At 67.3% G+C, this 20,440-nt stretch carries 22 protein-coding genes and 1 tRNA gene; 18 read left to right on the top strand and 5 right to left on the bottom strand.

The features are described from left to right. Positions 1 to 24: 24 nt before the first annotated feature. The 4 genes from ASD77_RS15635 to ASD77_RS15620 are packed head-to-tail and all read left to right on the top strand — an operon-like array spanning position 25 to position 3,968. Positions 25 to 1,899, top strand: a complete 1,875-nt coding sequence (locus ASD77_RS15635; RefSeq protein WP_055944076.1) for an ABC transporter ATP-binding protein — start codon at positions 25 to 27, stop codon at positions 1,897 to 1,899. 23 nt (positions 1,900 to 1,922) lie between these two features. Then, positions 1,923 to 3,131 (top strand): PQQ-dependent sugar dehydrogenase, encoded by a 1,209-nt coding sequence (locus ASD77_RS15630; RefSeq protein WP_200947415.1) that lies wholly within the window; start codon positions 1,923 to 1,925, stop codon positions 3,129 to 3,131. Between the two features lie 13 nt (positions 3,132 to 3,144). Continuing rightward, the gene (locus ASD77_RS15625) at positions 3,145 to 3,522 is read left to right on the top strand and encodes a hypothetical protein (protein ID WP_235578563.1); all 378 of its coding nucleotides are present in this window, start codon (positions 3,145 to 3,147) and stop codon (positions 3,520 to 3,522) included. Then, entirely contained in the window at positions 3,519 to 3,968 is a 450-nt protein-coding gene (locus ASD77_RS15620) for a PaaI family thioesterase (RefSeq protein ID WP_055944070.1), read from the top strand. Before ASD77_RS15625 ends, ASD77_RS15620 begins: the two co-directional genes overlap by 4 nt. Positions 3,969 to 5,050: 1,082 nt before the next feature. Here ASD77_RS15620 and ASD77_RS15615 read toward each other — a convergent pair. Next, positions 5,051 to 5,848, bottom strand: coding sequence for an amidohydrolase (locus tag ASD77_RS15615; protein ID WP_055944068.1), 798 nt, complete (start codon positions 5,846 to 5,848; stop codon positions 5,051 to 5,053). A 151-nt stretch (positions 5,849 to 5,999) separates the two neighbouring features. Then, positions 6,000 to 7,151 carry a pyridoxal phosphate-dependent aminotransferase gene (locus ASD77_RS15610; protein WP_055944065.1) on the bottom strand — a complete coding sequence of 384 codons (1,152 nt, stop codon included), beginning with the start codon at positions 7,149 to 7,151 and terminating at the stop codon, positions 6,000 to 6,002. A 69-nt stretch (positions 7,152 to 7,220) separates the two neighbouring features. Between ASD77_RS15610 and ASD77_RS15605 the strand changes: the two genes are divergently transcribed. From ASD77_RS15605 to ASD77_RS15540, 14 genes are all read left to right on the top strand, one after another. After that, entirely contained in the window at positions 7,221 to 7,727 is a 507-nt protein-coding gene (locus tag ASD77_RS15605) for a DUF3293 domain-containing protein (RefSeq protein ID WP_156383689.1), read from the top strand. Between the two features lie 104 nt (positions 7,728 to 7,831). Continuing rightward, on the top strand, positions 7,832 to 8,482 hold the full coding sequence (gene ccmA / locus ASD77_RS15600) for a heme ABC exporter ATP-binding protein CcmA (RefSeq protein WP_055944059.1): 651 nt from the start codon (positions 7,832 to 7,834) through the stop codon (positions 8,480 to 8,482). Positions 8,483 to 8,726: 244 nt separating this feature from the next. Further along, on the top strand, positions 8,727 to 9,413 hold the full coding sequence (gene ccmB, locus ASD77_RS15595) for a heme exporter protein CcmB (protein ID WP_055944056.1): 687 nt from the start codon (positions 8,727 to 8,729) through the stop codon (positions 9,411 to 9,413). Positions 9,414 to 9,426: 13 nt separating this feature from the next. Then, on the top strand, positions 9,427 to 10,185 hold the full coding sequence (locus ASD77_RS15590) for a heme ABC transporter permease (protein ID WP_055944053.1): 759 nt from the start codon (positions 9,427 to 9,429) through the stop codon (positions 10,183 to 10,185). Beyond that, positions 10,182 to 10,349 (top strand): heme exporter protein CcmD, encoded by a 168-nt coding sequence (ccmD, locus tag ASD77_RS15585; protein WP_055944050.1) that lies wholly within the window; start codon positions 10,182 to 10,184, stop codon positions 10,347 to 10,349. The genes ASD77_RS15590 and ccmD overlap by 4 nt, the downstream gene beginning before the upstream one ends. Positions 10,350 to 10,352: 3 nt before the next feature. Beyond that, complete coding sequence (ccmE, locus tag ASD77_RS15580) at positions 10,353 to 10,814, top strand: cytochrome c maturation protein CcmE (RefSeq protein WP_055944046.1); 462 nt, start codon at positions 10,353 to 10,355, stop codon at positions 10,812 to 10,814. Between the two features lie 216 nt (positions 10,815 to 11,030). Continuing rightward, entirely contained in the window at positions 11,031 to 12,971 is a 1,941-nt protein-coding gene (locus ASD77_RS15575; RefSeq protein ID WP_055944043.1) for a heme lyase CcmF/NrfE family subunit, read from the top strand. Further along, positions 12,968 to 13,564 (top strand): DsbE family thiol:disulfide interchange protein, encoded by a 597-nt coding sequence (locus ASD77_RS15570; RefSeq protein ID WP_055944040.1) that lies wholly within the window; start codon positions 12,968 to 12,970, stop codon positions 13,562 to 13,564. Before ASD77_RS15575 ends, ASD77_RS15570 begins: the two co-directional genes overlap by 4 nt. Before the next feature lie 95 nt (positions 13,565 to 13,659). Further along, positions 13,660 to 14,085 (top strand): cytochrome c-type biogenesis protein, encoded by a 426-nt coding sequence (locus ASD77_RS15565; protein WP_055944037.1) that lies wholly within the window; start codon positions 13,660 to 13,662, stop codon positions 14,083 to 14,085. Further along, positions 14,085 to 15,101 (top strand): tetratricopeptide repeat protein, encoded by a 1,017-nt coding sequence (locus tag ASD77_RS15560; RefSeq protein WP_156383688.1) that lies wholly within the window; start codon positions 14,085 to 14,087, stop codon positions 15,099 to 15,101. The genes ASD77_RS15565 and ASD77_RS15560 overlap by 1 nt, the downstream gene beginning before the upstream one ends. Positions 15,102 to 15,263: 162 nt before the next feature. Next, positions 15,264 to 16,196: an endonuclease/exonuclease/phosphatase family protein gene (locus tag ASD77_RS15555; RefSeq protein WP_055944031.1), complete on the top strand. Its 933-nt coding sequence runs from the start codon at positions 15,264 to 15,266 to the stop codon at positions 16,194 to 16,196. 27 nt (positions 16,197 to 16,223) lie between these two features. Next, complete coding sequence (locus ASD77_RS15550) at positions 16,224 to 17,351, top strand: homoserine O-acetyltransferase (protein WP_055944028.1); 1,128 nt, start codon at positions 16,224 to 16,226, stop codon at positions 17,349 to 17,351. Positions 17,352 to 17,563: 212 nt separating this feature from the next. Beyond that, positions 17,564 to 18,151: a cysteine dioxygenase family protein gene (locus tag ASD77_RS15545; protein WP_055944024.1), complete on the top strand. Its 588-nt coding sequence runs from the start codon at positions 17,564 to 17,566 to the stop codon at positions 18,149 to 18,151. A gap of 61 nt (positions 18,152 to 18,212) precedes the next feature. Further along, a tRNA-Leu gene (locus ASD77_RS15540) sits at positions 18,213 to 18,298 on the top strand. A gap of 160 nt (positions 18,299 to 18,458) precedes the next feature. Here the strand turns inward: ASD77_RS15540 and ASD77_RS15535 are convergent. From ASD77_RS15535 to ASD77_RS15525, 3 genes are all read right to left on the bottom strand, one after another. Continuing rightward, the gene (locus ASD77_RS15535; RefSeq protein ID WP_156383687.1) at positions 18,459 to 18,899 is read right to left on the bottom strand and encodes a hypothetical protein; all 441 of its coding nucleotides are present in this window, start codon (positions 18,897 to 18,899) and stop codon (positions 18,459 to 18,461) included. A 141-nt stretch (positions 18,900 to 19,040) separates the two neighbouring features. Then, positions 19,041 to 19,592 (bottom strand): superinfection exclusion B family protein, encoded by a 552-nt coding sequence (locus ASD77_RS15530; RefSeq protein ID WP_156383686.1) that lies wholly within the window; start codon positions 19,590 to 19,592, stop codon positions 19,041 to 19,043. A 335-nt stretch (positions 19,593 to 19,927) separates the two neighbouring features. Next, on the bottom strand, positions 19,928 to 20,257 hold the full coding sequence (locus ASD77_RS15525) for a hypothetical protein (RefSeq protein WP_156383685.1): 330 nt from the start codon (positions 20,255 to 20,257) through the stop codon (positions 19,928 to 19,930). Positions 20,258 to 20,440: the final 183 nt, after the last annotated feature.

The following is a 20,440-nucleotide window of genomic DNA, read 5'->3' as shown; positions in this document are numbered from 1 at the left end:
GCCACGAACGGGCACAATCCGGGCATGCCGTCGTCCTCCCCGCACAGCGCGCCCGCACGCAGCCCCACCCCCAACCTGCGCGAGCGCTTCGACGCGATGCGCAATCTCGGCCCGTTCCTGCGCCAGATCTGGCAGACCAGCCGCGTGCTGACGCTGGCCAGCCTGGGTCTGCGGCTGGTGCGGGCCTTCATGCCGGTGGTCACGCTGTACATCGCCAAGCTGATCATCGACGAGGCGATCCGCCTGGTCGGCCTGGGCCTGGATTTCGGCTCGCTGGGCGATGCCTGGCGCAGCGGGCAGCTCGACACACTGGCCTCGCTGCTGGCGCTGGAGTTCGCGCTGGCCATCGGCTCCGACCTGCTGGGCCGGCTGGTCAGCTACGCCGACGCGCTGCTGTCGGAGCTGTTCACCAATGCGACCAGCGTGCGGCTGATGGAACACGCCGCCACGCTCGACCTGGAGGACTTCGAAGACCCCGACCTGCAGGACAAGCTGGACCGTGCGCGCCGCCAGACGATGGGCCGCATGAACCTGATGAGCCAGCTGTTCGGCCAGGTGCAGGATGCGATCACTGTGGTCGCCTTCGCCGCCGGCCTGCTGGTGTACGCGCCATGGCTGATCGCGCTGCTGGCACTGGCGCTGATCCCGGCCTTCGTCGGCGAGGCGCACTTCAACGCACTGGGCTATTCGCTCAACTTCCAGTGGACGCCGGAGCGTCGCCAGCTGGAGTATCTGCGCCAGATGGGCGCCAGCGTGGAAACCGCGAAGGAGGTGAAGATCTTCAACCTCCACCGCTTCCTGATCGAGCGCTACCGCGGACTGGCCGAGAAGTTCTTCCTGGCCAACCGCGCACTGGCGCGACGGCGCGCGGTCTGGGGCACGGTGCTCGCGGCACTGGGCACGCTGGGCTACTACGTCGCCTACGGCTACATCGCCTGGCGCACGGTGCGCGGCGACTTCAGCATCGGCGACCTGACCTTTCTGGCCGGCAGCTTCCTGCGCCTGCGCCAGTTGCTGGAAGGCCTGCTGATCGGTTTCTCGCAGGTCGCCGGCCAGGCGCTGTACCTGGACGACCTGTTCTCGTTCTTCGAGATCGAACCGGAGATCACCTCGCCCGCCGACGCGGTGCCGATCCCGCGTCCGATCACCCGCGGCTTCGTGTTCGAGAACGTCGGCTTCCGCTATCCCGATGCCGAACGCTGGGCGGTACGGCATCTGGATTTCGAGCTGCAGGCCGGTGAAGTGCTGGCGCTGGTCGGCGAGAACGGCGCCGGCAAGACCACGCTGGTCAAGCTGCTCGCGCGGCTGTACGACCCGGATGAAGGCCGCATCCTGCTGGACGGGCGCGACCTGCGCGAGTACGACATCGACGACCTGCGCGCCAACACCGGCGTGATCTTCCAGGACTTCGTGCGCTACCACCTGACCGCGGGCGAGAACATCGGCGTGGGCCGGATCGAAGCGATGGACGACCAGGCGCGCATCCGCGCCGCCGCCGCACGCGCGATGGCCGACGAGGTGATCGCGGGCCTGCCGCGCGGCTACGACCAGCTGGTGGGACGCCGCTTCAAGAACAGCGTGGACCTGTCCGGCGGACAATGGCAGAAGATCGCCATCGCCCGCGCCTACATGCGTGACGCCCAGGTGATGATCCTCGATGAACCGACTGCCGCGCTGGATGCGCGCTCGGAGTTCGAAGTCTTCCAACGCTTCAAGGAATTGTCGGACAATCGTACCGCGGTGCTGATCTCGCACCGCTTCTCCAGCGTCCGCATGGCCGACCGCATCCTGGTCCTCGACCAGGGACGCCTGGAAGCGAGCGGCACGCACGAACACCTCATGGCCGCCGGCGGCCGTTACGCCGAATTGTTCGAGCTGCAGGCCGCCGGTTACCGCTGACTTTCCCCACAGGAGACACGACGTTGCGCAACGCCCCTCATCGACTCGCCACCGCCCTCCTCCTCGCGCTGCCGCTGGCCGCGTGCAACTCCTCCGCCAATGGCGATGCCGCCAAGGACGCCACGCCCGCGACCGCCCAGGCGGCACCGGCGGAACAGCCCGCGCAGACACTGGCCAGTGCACGTGGCCAGATCCGCGTGACCCGCGTGGCCAGCGGACTGGATCATCCGTGGAGCCTGGCCTTCCTGCCCGATGGCGCCATGCTGGTGACCGAACGCAGCGGCCAGCTGCGCCGCGTCGGTGCGGACGGTGCGGTATCCGCGCCGATCGCCGGCGTGCCCAAGGTGTGGGCCACCGGCCAGGGCGGCCTGCTCGACGTGGTGCCTGCGCCGGACTTCGCCAGCAGCCAGCGCATCTACCTGAGTTACGCCGAAGCGGGTGAAAACGGCACCGCCGGTACCGCGGTCGCGTACGGGACGCTGTCCGGCGACACGCTGGCGGACGTCAAGGTCATCTACCGCCAGGAGCCGAAGCTGGAAGGCCCCAACCATTTCGGCTCGCGCATCGTGTTCGACGACGCCGGCCACCTCTTCATCAGCCAGGGCGACCGCAACAACCGCCCCACCGCGCAGGAACTGGACAAGCTGCAGGGCAAGCTGGTGCGCCTGAACCTGGACGGCAGCGTGCCGCAGGACAACCCCTTCGTCGGTCGCGCCGACGTACGCCCGGAGATCTACAGCTACGGCCACCGCAACATGCAGGGCATGGCCCGCGATCCGCGCACCGGCAAGCTCTGGCAGAACGAGCACGGCCCGCGCGGCGGCGACGAGATCAACCTGCCGGAGGCCGGCAAGAACTACGGCTGGCCGGTCATCACCTACGGCATCAACTATTCCGGCCAACCCATTCCGGAAGCCGAAGGCAAGGCGAAGGACGGCATGGAGCAACCGTTCCACCTGTGGGAGAAGTCGCCCGGCGTCTCCGGCATGGCCTTCCTTACCGGCAAGCCCGACAGCCCGTGGAACGACAGCGTGTTCGTGGGCGCGCTGGCGGAGCGCAACCTGATCCGCCTCACCCTGGACGGCGACAAGATCGTCGGCGAGGAGCGCCTGCTCAACGAGATCGGCGAACGCGTGCGCGACGTGCGCGTGGCGGCGGACGGCAGCGTCTACGTCGTGACCGACGAGGACGACGGCAAGGTCTGGCGCATCGAGCCGCCGAAGGCCCCGTGAGGACGGCCCGGTGATGCGCACGCTCCTGCTCGCCTGCGCCCTGTGCGTTGCCTCGGCGGCGCAGGCGCAGTCACCCACCGACTACGCCGCGGCCAAACAGCAGGCGGACCGCGACGAAGCCTCGCTGCCCGCCAGCGAGGCCGGCGCACTGCGCGACGCGCAGCGGCTCGCGCTGGATGCCGCGATCGCCGGCTGCGCCACGCCGACTGCCGACACCTCACCGTTCGTGGTGGTGGCCGAACTGGATGCGAGCGGCCAGGTGGTCCGCACCTGGCGGGAAGGCGGCACGCCCCTGGCGATCTGCGTGCAGAAGCAGATCCGCGGCAGCACGCTGTCCGCCCCACCGCGCGCGCCCTTCTTCACCTCGTTCGAGCTGAGCTTCACGCCATGAGTGACACCACCAACGACATCAACGCCCTGCTGCGCGCCCGCCTGCCGGCCGGCGCCCCGCTGCAGATCCCGCCGCCCTGCCTGCTCGACATGCAGGGCGAACCGGTCGACTACGTGGAAGGCCAGTCGCTGGCGATGCGCTTCCCGGTGCTGCCGCGCTACCAGAACCCGATCGGGCACATGCAGGGCGGTTTCATCGTGGCGGCACTGGACAATACGCTGGGCCCTTTCTCGTACCTGATCGCGCCCCCCAGCGTGACGACGTCGCTCAATACGCAATACCTGCGCCCGGTGACGCAGGAGATGCCGCACATCGTGTGCCACGCACGGTTGGTGGAGCGCACGCGCACGCAGCTGTTCCTCGCCGGCGAGGTGCGTGACGACGCAGGCCGCGTGCTGGTGATGTGCCAAGCGGTGTGCCAGATCCTGCCGCAGAAGGCAGGCTGACGCCGTTGAGCCCCTCTCCCTGCGGCGACCGAAGGAAGTCCCCGTGGGAGAGAGGGGTTGGGGTGAGGGCCAACGAAGCCCTTACCTCAGGCTTACTGTGCGGCCACCGTATCCGCGATGGCCCTCTGCTCAGAACGCAGACGACTCCGTTGAGCCCCTCTCCCTGCGGGAGAGGGGTTGGGGTGAGGGCCGACGGAGCCCATGTGTTCTGCCCGCTCTGGCGGTTGCCACATCCGCCGTGGGCTTTTGCCTTTGATGGCCTTGCGGGCGAGGCATTCTGTCGCCGACACATGGCGCCGCTCGCCGCGGGGGCATTCCTTTCTTTGCTTGTGCAAAGAAAGTAGGCAAAGAAAGCACACCCCGGCGGTCCGCCCGCTGCTGCGCAGCGGGTGCGCTGTCACGGCGGGACCTCAGGGGGCCCGAGAGCCAAAGCCGACGCATCCGCGCACACGACCTGCTGTGCCGTCGCTCCTGCTTTTCGGGGCCCCCATGAGGCACGGCGAGTGGGTCGGGTAAAACCCGAAGGGCGCCGTCATGGATGACGGCGTTTTCGTATGGCACACGGATGTGCCTTACGAAAATTCCCGGCCCGCTCGCGGACCCGGAGCGCGCAGCGCGCAGGGCGTGCCGCCTGGGGCGTGTTTCTTTGATTCCTTTCTTTGCACAAGCAAAGAAAGGAATGCCCCCGCGGCGAGCGGCGCCATGTGTCCGAGAAGAGAACCCCTGCTGCAAGGCCATCAAAACCAAAAGCCATCGTGGATGTGGTCGCAGCACGGAAGCCTGAGCGCGCTAACTTCGTTAGCCCTCACCCCAACCCCTCTCCCGCAGGGAGAGGGGCTTTGAGCGTCTGCCCCCGCGGCGAGCGGCGCCATGTGCCCGAGAAGAAAACCCCTGCCGCAAGGCCATCAAAACCAAAAGCCATCGTGGATGTGGTCGCAACACGGGAAGCCTGAACGCGCTGACTTCGTTGGCCCTCACCCCAACCCCTCTCTCCCACGGGGACTTCCTTCGGTCGCCGCAGGGAGAGGGGCATGAAGCGGACGACTCACCCACGCCTCCCGCAGGAAAAGGGGCTCAAATACTCAGCGCAACTCGAACCGATCCGCATCCAGCATCGCCGGGAACCGCTCCCGATGCGCCGCCAGCGCCTGCGCCGAGATCGTCGTCGTCACCACACCCTCGCCTGCCGGCAACTCCACCACCGGCTGCCCCAGCATGTCGATGACCGCACTGTCGCCCGCGTACTCGAGACCGTTGCCATCCGTCCCCGCACGATTCACCGCTGCCACGTAGCACAGGTTTTCGATCGCCCGCGCCCGCAGCAGCGTCTTCCACGGATACGCGCGCGCCGCCGGCCAGTTGGCCACGAACAGTTGCAGATCGAAATCCAGCTGCCCCGGACGTTCGACGTCATGGCGGTTGCGTGCGAACACGGGGAAGCGCAGGTCGTAGCAGACCAGCGGATTGATCCGCCAGCCTTTCCACTCCACCGTCAGCCGGTCGCGCCCGGCCGCGTAGCGCTTGTGCTCGTTCGCGTAGCGGAACAGATGACGCTTGTCGTAGTGCTGCAGGCCGCCGTCGGGCGTGGCGAACAACAAACGGTTGAACACGCCAGCCTCGGTCCGCAACTGCACGCTGCCCGTCACCGCGGCATCGAGCGTCGCCGCCTGTTCTCGGATCCAGGTGATCGTGGGTCCGTCCATGCCCTCGGCCTGGTCGATGGCGTCGTTGCTGAAACCACTGGTGAACGTCTCCGGCAGGATCACCAGATCGGTCTGCCCCGCCAGCGGCGCGATCAAGCCACCGTAATAGTCGCGGTTGCCTGCCGGGTCGTGCCAGCGTGTTTCGCCTTGCACGAGGGAAATGCGGAGGTCTTGCATGGGTTCTGTCTCCAGATCGCCATCGGAATGACGACGATCGCAATGGTTCCCACGTCATCCCAGCGAACGCTGGGATCCATTGGCTTTGCCGTTTCTCGGAACCTGGAGCAAAAGCCAGATGGATTCCGGCGTTCGCCGGAATGACGAATCATTACAGCGCTTTCAACCGCGCGATCGCCGCATCCAGCGTCGCTTCGTTCTTGGCGAAGCACAGACGCGCCAACCGCTGGCCGGCCGGCGGCGTTTCGTAGAACGGCGACAGCGGGATCGCGGTGACACCGTGCTCGATGGTCAGCCACTTCACGAATTCCGCATCCGACAGGTCGCTGACCGCCGAATAATCGACCAGCTGGAAGTAGCCGCCCGGCACCGGCAGCGGCTTGAACTTGGTACCCAGCAACTGCTCGCGGAAGCGGTCGCGCTTGTCCTGATAGAACGCGCCCAACTGCTCGTAGTGCTCGGGCTCGTCGCGGATCATCGCGGCGAAGGCGTGCTGCGCCGGCGCGAAGGTGCAGAACACGTTGTACTGGTGCACCTTGCGGAACTCGGCACTCAGCGCCGGCGGTGCGATGGCGTAGCCGATCTTCCAGCCGGTGCAGTGGTAGGTCTTGCCGAAGCTGGACACGACGAACGCACGTGCCGCCAGTTCCGGATAGCGCAGGATCGACTCGTGGCGACGGCCATCGAACACGATGTGCTCGTACACCTCGTCCGAGATCAGGTAGATGCCGGTGCCTTCCAGCAACGCCGACAGCGCGCGGATGTCGGCTTCGTCGAACATCGCGCCGGACGGATTGTGCGGGCTGTTGATGATCAGGAGCCGGGTCTTAGGCGTGACGGCCGCGCGCACGCGATCCCAGTCCACGGCGAAGGTCTGCGGGTCCAGCGGCACGTGCACGGCGCGCGCGCCGGCCAGGTCGATCGCCGGCTCGTAGCTGTCGTAGGCCGGGTCCAGCACGATGACCTCTTCGCCCGACCGCACCACCGCGTGGATCGCATTGAACAGCGCCTCGGTGGCGCCGCTGGTGACGGTGATCTCGGTGTCCGGGTTCACCTCGCGCCCATAGCAGCGCAACACCTTCTCGGCGATGGCTTGGCGCAGCGGGGCCACGCCGGTCATCGGCGCGTACTGGTTGTGGCCGTCGCGCATCGCGCGGTCCAGTTCGTCCACCAGCCGCTGCGGCACGGCGAAGTCCGGGAAACCCTGTCCCAGGTTGACCGCGCCGTGCTCGGCGGCGAGCTGCGACATCACGGTGAAGATGGTGGTGCCCACCTTGGGCAGCTTGGTCTGCGGCTGGGACATCCTGGTTCGGGGACTCGTCGTGGGGAGCGCAGAGTGTACGCGCCGGGCGTTACGCGCGATGATGCGGCCATGGCCGACCACCGCGCTCCCGCCGACGGCACCGGCCTCGGAGAGGTTCCCGAGGCGGAACGCGCGCGGCTGGCAACCGCTTGGGCCGCCGCGCACTACTTCGTCACCGTCGGCCGGCAGGAATGGCTGTTCCGTACCGGCATGACCGCCCCGGACGTCGAGCGGCAGGTCATGGCCTCCCGCTATCTGTTCATCACCGCGTGGAATCCCCCGCCCGGCGATGCCCCACGGCACGTCAACGACGCGGCGCAGGAGCGCCTGCATGCCCGTCTGCACACGCTGGGCCTGGCCTTCCACCCCGCGCTCGGCTGCAACAACCAGGGCGGCATGGTCGAACACGGCTGCCTGGTGCTGGACGCCACGCGGGAACAGGCCGACGCCCTGGCGCGCGAGTTCGGCCAGGGCGGCACCCTGTTCTGGCACGCCGACGCGCCGGTGCGGCTGCGGATGATGTGGCCGCGCCCACCGCAGGCCGATGGCGATCCGTACACCGACTGGGTGGGCTGACACCGCGACCGTCTGTCGCAGGCGGCCGGACCGGCGCGTCCGTTTAGAATGGGCGGCTGAGCCTCCAGGACACCCCCGCCTCCCGCCCGGGAACGCCCGATCCGATGACCGATGCCGCTCCCCGCCACCCGCCGTTGCTGGCTGCCCGCGCCCTGGCGTTCTCGCGCAATGACGAGCCGGTGTTCGGGCCGCTGGATTTCCACGTGGACGCGGGCGAGGCACTGTTGGTGCAGGGCGGCAACGGGGTCGGCAAGACCACCCTGCTGCGGGTGCTGGCCGGCCTGCTGCGTGCCGATGCCGGCCAGATCGACATCGACGGACAACCCGCCGGCCCGTCGCGCCGGGCGCATGCGATGGCCTACCTCGGCCACTTGCCCGCGCTGAAGGCCGACCTCAACACGCTGGAAAACCTCAACTTCCTCTGCGGCCTGCACGGTCGCCGCGCGCGCCAGATGCCCGGCAATGCGCTGGCGATGGTGGGCCTGGCCGGTTACGAGGACGCCCTGGCCCGCCAGCTCTCCGCCGGCCAGAAGAAGCGCCTGTCGCTGGCCCGCCTGTGGCTGTCGCCCTCGCCGCTGTGGCTGCTCGACGAGCCCTACGCCAACCTCGACCTGGACGGCATCAACCTGGTGAACCGCATGATCTCCGCGCACCTGCGCGATGGCGGCGCCGCCCTGGTGACCACCCACGGCGCCTACGCCGCGCCGCCGGTACAGACGCGGATGCTGGTGCTGGAACGGGGAGACGCGGCATGAAGGCGGCGCCTGTGTTCCCGGATTCGCCGCACACCGCACCCGCCCCCGTTCACGGGGGAGGGCTGGGGTGGGGGCAAACCGGCGCTCATGGATTCGCCGGTACGGCGCTGCATCGAGTCTCGCGTATGCAGGGACGTCGCCTGTGGAATTCCCTTGCAGCCATCACTGCAAACGACTCCGCTCCGCCCCCATCCCAACCTTCCCCCTCGCGCGGGGGAAGGGGCTGCTCCATGGCCCCCCACGCATGACCACCGCACCCTCCCTCCTCCAGACCGCCCGCGCGCTGATCACCCGCGACGTGCAGCTACTCTGGCGCCGTCGCGGCGACGCGCTGCAGCCGGCGCTGTTCGCGCTGCTGGTGGTGGTGCTGTTCGCGCTCGGTCTGGGCACGTCGCCGCAAGCGCTGTCGAAGGTCGCGCCAGCGGTGCTGTGGGTGGCCGTGCTGCTGGCCGGCCTGCTGTCGCTGGACACGCTGTTCCGTGGCGATGCCGAAGACGGCTCGCTGGAACAGTGGATCCTGGCGCCGGTGCCGCTGGCATGGCTGGTGCTGGTGCGGGTGCTGACCCACTGGGCGACCACCGCGCTGCCGCTGGTGATCGCGGCGCCACTGCTCGGCGAGATGCTGCACCTGCCGCGCAGCGAACTGCCGATGCTGCTGGCCACGCTCGCACTGGGCACGCCGCTGCTGAGCCTGCTGGGCGCGGTGGTCGCCGCGCTGACGGTGGGCATGAGGCGCTCTGGTATCCTTGTGGCCCTGCTGGCGCTGCCGCTGTACGTGCCCGTGCTGGTGTTCGGCGCCGGTGCCGTCGCCGCCAGCGCACAAGGGCTGGATGCCTCCGGCGCCCTCCTCTGGCTGGGCGCCGGCCTGCTGCTCTCGCTGCTGCTGGCGCCGCTGGCGGCCGCCGCGGCGATCCGCATCGCCCTGACCTGAAGACCGCCGCCGCATGAATCCCCTCGTCCGCTGGTTCCACCAACTCGGTTCACCGCCCTACTTCGACCGCTTCGCGGCGCGCTGGACGCCGTGGTGCTACCTGGCCGCCCTCGTGCTGCTCGGCGTCGGCCTGTGGCAGGCGCTGTTCGTGGTGCCGGCCGACTACCAGCAGGGCGACAGCTTCCGCATCCTCTATATCCACGTGCCCAGCGCGTGGATGAGCATGTTCGTGTTCGGCCTGATGGCGTTCTACGCCGCCATCGCACTGATCTGGCGCATCAAGCTGTGCGAGATCCTGGCGATGGCCTGCGCGCCCACCGGCGCCGCGTTCACCGTCATCACCCTGGCCACCGGCAGCATCTGGGGCAAGCCGATGTGGGGCACTTGGTGGGACTGGGACCCGCGCCTGACCACCGAACTGATCCTGCTGTTCCTCTACCTGGGCGTGATGGGCCTGTACGGCGCCATCGACGACCGCCGCAGCGCCGCGCGCGCGGCCGGCCTGCTGGCCATCGTCGGCGTGGCGCTGCTGCCGGTGATCCGCTACTCGGTGGTGTGGTGGAACTCGCTGCACCAGGGCCAGACCATCCGCGTGTTCGGTGAATCCAGCATGGACGACAGCATGCTGCTGCCGCTGGTGCTGATGGTCATCGCCACCAAGTTCTGGTTCCTCGGCTCGCTGCTGGCGCGCGCCCGCGCCGACAACCTGCGCCGCGAAGCCGGCAAGGACTGGGTGGCCAAACTCGCCGCCACCCGGGAGACCGCGCCATGACCTATCTGGAATACGTCATCGGCGCCTATGCCGTGTTCGCCGTGGTGCTGGGCTGGGACTTCCTGGCACCGCGCCTGCAGGTGCGCCGCGAACTGCGCGCCGCCCGCCTGCGCGTGGCGCGCGACGCCCGCCGCCACGCCGCCCCCGCCGATCTGGAACGCTGACCGATGAACCCCGTACGCCGCCGTCGCCTGCTGTTCGTGCTGCTCGCCGTCGTGGTGGCCGGCATCGCCACCACGCTCATCGCGATGGCGCTGGAACGCAACGTGGCCTACCTCTACACCCCCGCCGAAGTCCTGCGCGGCGACGCCAAGCAGGCACGCTTCCGGCTCGGCGGCATGGTGGAGAAGGGTTCGTTCGCCCGCGAGGCCGGCTCGCTGACCTCGCACTTCCGCGTCACCGACGGCGATGCGCAGCTGACCGTGCGCTACGGCAAGATCCTGCCGGACCTGTTCCGCGAGGGCCAGGCCGTGGTCGCCACCGGCACCATGCAGGACGGCGTGTTCGTCGCCGAAGACGTGCTGGCCAAGCACGACGAGGCTTACATGCCGAAGGAAGTCGCCGACAAGATGGGCAAGGCGCACCAGAAGCACGACGTGCCCGCGACACCCGCGGGGTCGGCGAATTGAGCCAGTCACGCTCGGGGTTTTCCCTTCTCCCCGCCTGCGGGGAGAAGGTGGCCGGAGGCCGGATGAGGGGCGCTTTCGCTTCCCAGCGCATGCGCACGAATCCCGACCAGCGCCCGCGGACGCACTACCCTCGTTTGAACGTCAGCGACTCCGCTCGCCCCTCACCCGCCTTCGGCACCCTCTCCCCGCTATGCAGGGAGAGGGGATGGAATACGCATGCTTCCTGAACTCGGACAAATCGCGCTGATCCTGGCGCTGCTGGTGGCCATCCTGCAGTCGGTGCTGCCGCTGGCCGGCGCGCAACGCAACAAGGCCGCGTGGATGGCGGTCGCGCGCCCGGCCGCCTACGCGCAGCTGTGGCTGGTGATGCTGGCCTTCATCGCGCTGACCGTGGCGTTCGTGACGCAGGACTTCTCGGTCAAGTACGTGGCCGACAACTCCAACTCGCTGCTGCCGATGGTCTACCGCTACACCGCGGTGTGGGGCTCGCACGAAGGTTCGCTGCTGCTGTGGGCGCTGGTGCTGGCGCTGTGGACCGGTGCGGTGGCGCTGTTCTCGCGCCGCCTGCCGGACGTGGTGATGGCGCGCGTGCTGGGCGTGATGGGCGTGGTGGCGATCGGTTTCCTCGCCTTCCTGATCTTCACCTCCAATCCGTTCGTGCGGCTGCTGCCCTCGCCCGGCGAAGGGCGCGACCTCAACCCGCTGCTGCAGGACCCGGGGATGATCATCCATCCGCCGCTGCTGTACGTGGGCTACGTGGGTTTCGTGGTGCCGTTCGCGTTCGCCATCGCCGCGCTGCTCGACGGCCACGTGGATGCGCGCTGGCTGCGCTGGACGCGGCCGTGGACCAACATCGCCTGGGGCTTCCTGACGCTGGGCATCGCACTGGGCAGCTGGTGGGCGTACTACGAACTGGGCTGGGGCGGCTGGTGGTTCTGGGATCCGGTCGAGAACGCCAGTTTCATGCCGTGGCTGGTCGGCGCGGCGCTGATCCATTCGCAGGCGGTCACCGAGAAGCGCGGCGCGTTCCGCGGCTGGACCCTGCTGTTGGCCATCGCCGCGTTCTCGCTGTCGCTGCTGGGTACGTTCCTGGTGCGCTCCGGCGTGATCACCAGCGTGCACGCGTTCGCCGCCGATCCCACCCGCGGCGTGTTCATCCTGATCTTCCTCGGCATCGTGATCGGCAGCTCGCTGCTGCTGTACGCGTTGCGCGCGCCGCAGCTGGCCGACGGCGAATCGGAAAAATCGTACTTCGCCGCCAGTTCGCGCGAGACCCTGCTGCTGGCCAACAACCTGCTGCTGACCGCCGCCTGCGCCATGGTGCTGCTGGGCACGCTGTATCCGCTGATCGCCGATGCGCTGAACCTCGGCAAGATCTCGGTCGGTCCGCCGTACTTCAGCCTGCTGTTCATCGTGCTGATGGCGCCGCTCGTGGCGCTGGTCCCGTTCGGGCCGATCACCAAATGGCAGCGCGACAACCTGGCCAAGCCGTTCGCCATGCTGCTGCCGTGGGCCGGGCTGGCGCTCATACTGGCCGCCATCGCGTACTTCATGGCGCCGCAGGGCAAGCTGAAGGTCGCCGCCGGCATCCTCGGCGCGGCCTGGGTCGGGCTGGGCACGCTGCGCTTCGTCTGGCAACGCCTGCGCGCCAACGGCCGCTTCACGCCCGAGATGCTCGGCATGACGCTGGCGCATACCGGTGTCGCCGTGTTCCTGGTCGGCGCGCTGCTGGTGGAAGGGTTGAACGTGCAGCGCGAACTGGCGGTCAAGCCGGGCCAGACGGTCGAGGTCGGGCGCTGGGGCTTCCACTTCCAGGGCGTCGATGAAACCCAGGGGCCCAACTATCTGTCCGACCGCGGCCACGTGCAGGTGCTGCGCGACGGCAAGCCCGTGGTGCTGCTGCATCCGGAAAAGCGCGCCTACGCCAGCGGCGGCCAGGTGATGACCGAAGCCGGCATCAAGCCCGGCGTGCTGGGCGACGTCTACGTCGCCATCGGCGAACCGCTGGGCAACGACGCCTGGGCATTGCGCGTGCACATCAAACCCTTCGTCCGCTGGATCTGGCTCGGCGCCGCGCTGATGGCGCTGGGCGGCTTCGTCACCGCCGCCGACCGCCGGTTCCGGAACCACAAGAACGCCGAGGCGCGTCCCGCATGAACAACGCATCCGAACTCCCGCCCTCGCCGCAGCGCTCGCGCGGTGCGCTGACCTTCGCGCTGGTCATCATCGGCCTGTTCTTCGTCGGCCTGATGGGTCTGCTGTACTACGGCGTGTCCCAGTCCGACCGCGCCGGCCGTGATGCATTGCCCTCGCCGCTGATCGGCAAGCCGGCACCCGCGTTCGACCTGCCGCTGCTGCACGACCCGGCCAGGCGCGTCACCAACGCCGACCTCGCCGGCCAGCCTTACGTGATGAACGTGTGGGGCAGCTGGTGCCCGGAGTGTCGCGTCGAGCATCCCGTACTGACCCAGTTCGCGCTGACCAAGCGCGTGCGCTTCATCGGCTACAACCTCAAGGACGAACGCGAGGACGCGCTGCGCTGGCTGGAGCAGTTCGGCAATCCCTACATGATGGTCATCGCCGACCTCGAAGGCCGCGCGGCCATCGACTGGGGCATCTACGGCGCGCCGGAAACCTTCCTCGTCGACGGCAACGGCATCGTCCGCTGGAAGCATGTCGGCGCCATCGACCAGGCCATCATCGACCACCAGCTGATACCGGCGCTGGAAAAGATCGAAGCCGGCCGATGAGCAGGATGTCTGTCACCTCCGAGCGTAGAGCCGAGCCTGCTCGGCCGCTCTCCGTTCCGACCTCGCGCAGCCGAGCAGGCTCGGCTCTACGGTGGGTGCTCGCGCTGTGCCTGGCCGCTTGCAGTTTCGCCGCCTTCGCGCAGGCCAGCGACCCCACCCCGCTGCAGTTCACCGACGCGACCGAGGAAGCGCGCTTCCACCGGCTCACCGCCGAACTGCGCTGCGTGATGTGCCAGAACCAGTCGCTGGCCGACTCCAACGCGCAGATCGCGCACGACCTGCGTCGCGAAGTGCTGGACCTGATGCGCCAGGGCAAGGACGACGCCCAGGTGAAGCAGTTCCTGGTCGAGCGCTACGGCGAGTTCGTGCTGTACAAGCCCGACGTCGCACCCGCGACCTACATCCTGTGGTTCGGTCCGCTGTTGCTGCTGCTGGCCGGTGGCGTGTGGGTCGGCCGCATCGTGGCCAAGCGCGCGAAGCAACCGGCGCCCGCCACCGACGACACCGAGCAGGAGTGGTGATGACCGTCTTCGTGATCCTCGCCATCGTGCTGTCGCTGGCCGTGCTGCTGGCGGTGCTGTGGCCGTTGTGGCGCGATGCACGCGGGCTGGTACTGGCCGGCGTGGCGACGCTGGGCATCGCCACGTTCGCGCTGTACCGCGTGGTCGGCACGCCCGCCGCGCTGGAACCGCAGGCCGCGGCCGCCATGCCGGCCACGCTGGACGACGCCGTCGCGCAACTCGAAGCCGAACTGGCGAAGCAGCCTAACGAGCCCGAGGGCTGGCGCCTGCTGGGCAAGTCCTACGCCGCCCTGCAACGCTTCGGCGACGCGCAGAAGGCCTTCGAGCGCGCCGTACAGCTGCTGCCCACCGATGCCGACCTGCTGGTCGAAGCCGCGCAGGCACGCCTGTTCAACAACCCCGAGCGCAAGCTCGACACGCAGGCCATCGCATTGCTGGACAAGGCCGTGGCGATCAATCCCGACCACCAGCGCGCGCTGTGGTTCGTCGGCCTCGCACAGCGGCAGGAAGGCAAGCACGCCGAAGCGGCGAAGACCTGGGAACCGCTGCTGGCCAAGGTCGATCCCAACACCGCCGCCACCCTGCGCACGCAGATCAACGAAGCCCGCGCCGACGCCGGCCTGCCGCCGCTCGCGGACACCGCATCGGCCGCCTCGGCCGACACCGCGCCCGCACTGCTCACGGTCACCGTGGACCTGGCACCGGCATTGAAGGACAAGCTCGCGCCGGGCGACACGCTGTTCGTGTTCGCCCGCCAGATCGGTGGCCCGCCGATGCCGGTCGCCGCCAAGCGCCTGCCGGTGTCCGCGTTCCCCGTGACCGTGCCCCTAGGCGACGGCGACAGTCCGATGCCTACGATGAAGCTGTCGCAGCTTCCGCAGGTGCAACTGGTCGCCCGCATCGCCAAGGGCAACGGCCCCGCCGCGCAGACCGGCGACCTGGAAGCCGCCGCCGTCACCGCCGACGTCAAGGCCGGCAACACCTACACGCTGACGATCGATCGCGTGGTGCCGTAGCACGGCATTTCCTCCTGCGCGCGGCGATGTTCCTTCTCCCTGCGAAGCGGGGAGAGGGACAAGGACGCTGCGCTTCGATGCATCACCGCCTTGCCTGCATGACATGGCATCGTTCCACCGCCTTCCCTACACTCCGGCGATGATCCACCTCCGGCCCACTGCATGAAGCGCGCACGCGTCGTGTCACGGCCTGTTCTATGGCTCTCGGCACCTGCGCTGCTCGGACTGCTGCTGCCACTGCAGCGCGCATGGATGCCCGGCCAAGGATCCGTCGGCTGGGCACTGGACCTGTTCGCGCACTGGCAGCCGCTCTACGGCGCGGTCTGGCTGATCGTCTGCCTGCTGGGCGCCCTGCGCGACAGGCGCTGGGTGCTGGGCCTGCCACTGCTGGCCCTGCCATGGCTCACCGCCAGTGCCGTTGCACCACGCTCGGAGGCAGTGCCGGATCTCGTGGTGGCGGTCGCCAACGTCAACATCCGCCAGCACGACCCCGACGCACTGCTCGACTGGTTGCAGCAGAAGCCGGCCAATCTGGTGGTGCTGACAGAACTGTCGCCGGACTACGCGGCCGCGCTGGCCGAACGGCAGTACGGCGGTTTCGTACACCGCGCGCTGCATCCGCTCGCGTCTCCGCCCGGTCTGGGCGTACTCTCCGATCGCCCCCTGTCCAACGTGCGCGTGCTGGCCGATGGACTGGGCGCGCTGCGGATGGAGGCCGATCTCGCCATCGGCGGCCGTACCGTCCATCTCATCGCCGCGCATCCGAAACCCCCCATGGCCACCCGCAAGTACCGCGCACGCGACGGCCTGCTGCGCGAACTCGCCTCGGCGGCGATCACCCAACCGACCATTGTCGCCGGCGACCTCAATGCCACGCCGTGGTCCAGTGCATTGCTTGGCAGCGACATGCGTTCCCTGCGTCGCGTTTCCGGATGGGCACCCACGTATCCCAGCGAGGCGAGAGGCGTATTCGGTATCGGCATCGACCATGTGCTGGTCTCGTCGGGGTTTGCCGGCACGCACGCGGAACGGGGGCCCGACATCGGTTCGGACCACCTGCCGGTGCGAGTCGGCTTGCGCTGGCAGGGCGAATAGCGCCGCCCGGATCGCTACACTTAAGGGATGACCGAATTCATCCCCCCCGGCACCCGCTTCCATCCCCTGCCCTCGCCGTTCCGCATGAAGCGCGGCGGTGCGCTGCATGGTGCGCGGATGGCATACGAAACCTGGGGCACGCTCAACGAACGCCGCGACAATGCGGTGCTCATCGTCACCGGGCTGTCGCCTGACGCGCATGCCGCGCGCAATCCCGGCAACGACGCCGAGGGCTGGTGGGAGGCGATGCTCGGGCCGGGCAAGCCGATCGATACCGAGCGCTGGTTCGTGGTGTGCGTGAATTCGCTGGGCAGCTGCAAGGGTTCGACCGGGCCGGCCTCGGTCAATCCGGATACCGGCGCGCTGTACCGCCTCGACTTTCCCGAGCTGTCGGTGGAAGACGGCGCCAATGCGGCCTTCGACGTGGTGCGCGGGCTGGGCATCGAGCAACTGGCCTGCATCATCGGCAACTCGATGGGCGGGATGACCGCACTGGCCTACCTGCTGCTGCATCCGGGTGCCGCACGCACGCACATCAACATCTCCGGCAGCGCGCAGGCGCTGCCGTTCTCCATCGCCATCCGCTCGCTGCAACGCGAGGCGATCCGCCTGGATCCGAACTGGAACGGGGGCCAGTACGACGACGACACGTATCCCGAATCCGGCATGCGCATGGCGCGCAAGCTGGGCGTGATCACCTATCGCTCGGCGCTGGAATGGGATGGCCGCTTCGGTCGTGTGCGGCTGGAATCGGACCGTCCCGACGAGGAACCGTTCGGGCTGGAGTTCCAGGTGGAGAGTTACCTGGAAGGCCATGCGCGCCGCTTCGTGCGCCGCTTCGATCCCAACTGCTATCTGTACCTCAGCCGCTCGATGGACTGGTTCGATCTGGCCGAATACGCCGGCGACGAGCGCGCCGACGGCGACGTGATGAAGGGGCTGGCGAAGATCCGCGTGCAGCGCGCGCTGGCGATCGGCGCCACCACCGACATCCTGTTCCCGCTGCAACAGCAACAGCAGATCGCCGAGGGCCTGGCCGCCGGCGGCGCGCAGGCGGAGTTCCTGCCGCTGGAGTCGCCGCAGGGGCACGACGCGTTCCTGGTGGATTTCGAACGGTTCGGCCCGGCGGTGGCGGGGTTCCTGGGTAGCCTGTGATGCCGGCTCTTCCCTTCTCCCCCCGGGAGAAGGTGGCGCGCAGCGCCGGATGAGGGTGTGCGGGCCGCCGAAACCAGGCCACTCCGCCAACCCTCACCCCAACCCCTATCCCGGCGGGAGAGGGGCTTATCCCACCCCAGATTCCCGCACCGCAGAACCCAGTCCCCGCCCCACCCGGTAAACTGGGCGCACATTCTTACCGGGGCCGCCCTATGACCCTCGATTTTCCCGGCGCCGACAAACTGGTCGCGTCGCTGGACGCCGCCGTCGCCCTGGGCGACGACCGTGCCGTAACCGATGCGCTGCGCAAGTCGCTGTGCGAACTGATCTGCGACGAGGACGTGCATCTGCCGGCCTGTGTGCTGGAGCCGATCTCGGACCATTACGCGCGGCGCGAGCTGTACACCAGTCCGGAGCATGGCTACAGCGTCATCGCGATGACGTGGGGCCCGGGCCAGGGCACCAAGATCCACGATCATTCGGGGATGTGGTGCGTGGAAGGGGTGTGGCGCGGGCGGTTGGAGATCACGCAGTACGAGCTGGCCGAGCACGATGACGTGCGCTACCGGTTCATCCAGGCGGGCACCATCGAGGCCGGCACGGGCTCCGCGGGCAGCCTGATTCCGCCGCACGAGTACCACACCATCCGCAATCCCAGCGACAAGGCGATTGCGGTCAGTCTGCATGTGTACCAGCGCACGATGGTCCGCTGCGGGATCTTCACGCCGGAGGAAGAGGCCGGCGCGGAGGGCTGGCAGCGCCGCGGTGAGCGGTTGCTGGGGACGGACCAGGTCAACTGAGGCAGTGCGGGGCCGCGCCCCTGTCGGTGGGAGGCCGGGCTCGGCTATACTCCGCGTCCGCGCCGAAGTGGCGGAATGGTAGACGCAGCGGACTCAAAATCCGCCGCCCTTAAAAGCGTGTGGGTTCGAGTCCCACCTTCGGCACCAAGATCAAACCCCGGACCTCCGGGGTTTTTTCGTTTCCGGCGCCCGCGCATTTCGTAGGATGGGTTGAGCGAAGCGATACCCATCGCCATGATGCCGGCAGGCCGCGAGCGATGGGTAGACGGTCTCCGCCGTTGAACGTCGCTTGCAGCCAAGCCCCAACCTACACGCTCTCCAGAAGTTTCCAGCCCAACATGTACTTGGGCCCGGAACTCGCATAGCGCACCTCGCGATCCAGGTAAGTGATCTCGGCCACGGCTCGCTTGGCTAATGTGGGAATCTCGTCCCTGCTGGGCTTGAGAATGGCCTCGATCTCATCCCATCTCGCGTTCTTGCCGCCATATCCGGGATGGGAATCGTTGCTCACCTCGCCTAATTCGTAGCGTGCATCCCAGGCGACGAATATCTGCCACTGTTCCCGCTCGAGATCGACCAAGTCCTCCTCCAAGGGCCAGACCAGGAACGTCCCCAGGTACTCATCGTCCTTTTCGTCGAAAAGCGATTTGAACCGATGTGGCACGCCACCAATGTCGGCAACCCCGGCGCGCGGACCGTCGTACCACTCGTTCTCCACGTGCACGGTTTCTGGAGGACCGTAACTCATCATTTTCTGTCCGTCGCGCAGCCTCGTTGGATGGGTCGAGCCGCGGGCGGCTCTCAACGGTGAAGCGGGTCTACCATCCATCAATCGTAGAGTGCCAGCATCATGGCGATGGGTATCGCTCCGTTCAACCCATCCTACAAGCTACCCGCCGAATGTTCTCGGCTTTGAAACAGAATCGACGAGCTTCGGACGATACATGAGGGCTTCGTAGTGATCCGCATACATGATAATTTTCTGGCCCTTATCATCGACCCAGCCATACTCCGCTCTAGGAGCATGCAAGAACTTGCGCTGGCATAATTGCCTGACAACCAAAACCTCATCGTCACTTTTGGCAAGCTCTCTCAGCAGCAGGACACTTGAGTGCTTATCAACGAACGCCCTAAGCACAGCCTTTTCTTGCGGGCTGAAATGCTGGTACTTCCCGAACCTAAAAAGATCGGACGTTCGTTTGTCGCTTGCCTTATTCCGCCTGACCTTCCACCAGTCGGCAATAGAGGTAATGAGATGCACAATCAAAGCGCCGCCAGAAAGAAATAGCGCCAGCCATATCCACGTAAGCTGTGAGTGCAACGGAGACGGTAGAAACCCTCCCCAACTCAGCAAAAGAATCGTCGCCGTGGCAACGAACAGAGACCCCATAACTTTAGGGCTCGCCAGAGATTTTAAGACATCTGTAATCGGGTCGGACACGCTGCGGCCTTGGGACACTGGTGGGTCACCGCCGACAATATCCGCCCCCGGCAGTCAGTCAATCCCAATAGCTAACCCATTGATGCCATTGGGTCCAACAAGAGCCAGCAGCCGGCTCATGGGACTCAAAATCCGCTGTCCCTGAAAAATGCGTTGATTTGAGTCCCACCGCGCACCGCGATCAAATCCCAGACCTCCGGGGTTTCGCCGTTTCCGACCTGCGTAACTCGTAGGATGGGTTGTGCCGCAGGCGATACCCATCAATGATGGTCAGCCGGTGTCACGACAATGGGTGTCGCTGCGCTCAGCCCACACTGCGCTATCCCTCGACGCTCTTAGGGAAACCGTTCGCCTCTCGACAGTAGCGCAAACGCGATGGGATCCGCGTTGCACAGCAGCTCTAGCTCGCTGCCCGTCAGAGGCAACCTCACAGCATCTTCCTGATCCCAGTACACAGAGCGGGAAAATTCCGACATCCGCTCAATGCCATCGTCGGCGCTCAGGAAGCGCCCTTTGTACCCCACTGTTACTTGATATCCCAATAGCGCACTGACGGAGGCCAGCACCCGGGCGAAAGCGTGCACATATGCTTCCTCGTGCTGCTTACCCCCAAGATCTGAATCTCTCTCGAAAACATAGCTAGCGCGGAGCGGTAACGTACTCATGTCAATCTCATTGGCTTGGGACTGCCCGGTGCAACCATCGTGGTGTGAATTCTGGACCATATCCAGATCCCAACCCAACCGCACGTGCGAGCGGCCACCTCTAGGGTGTCGGTCCGCTAACCCATCATCTCTACGTGCTGAAGACAAACACTGCACGCTTCTGACATTCCCATCCTAGGCTTC

It is taken from the genome of Pseudoxanthomonas sp. Root65, from assembly GCF_001427635.1.
In the GTDB taxonomy this organism is placed as follows: Bacteria; Pseudomonadota; Gammaproteobacteria; order Xanthomonadales; family Xanthomonadaceae; genus Pseudoxanthomonas_A.
This window is presented reverse-complemented; position numbering and strand designations above follow the sequence as displayed.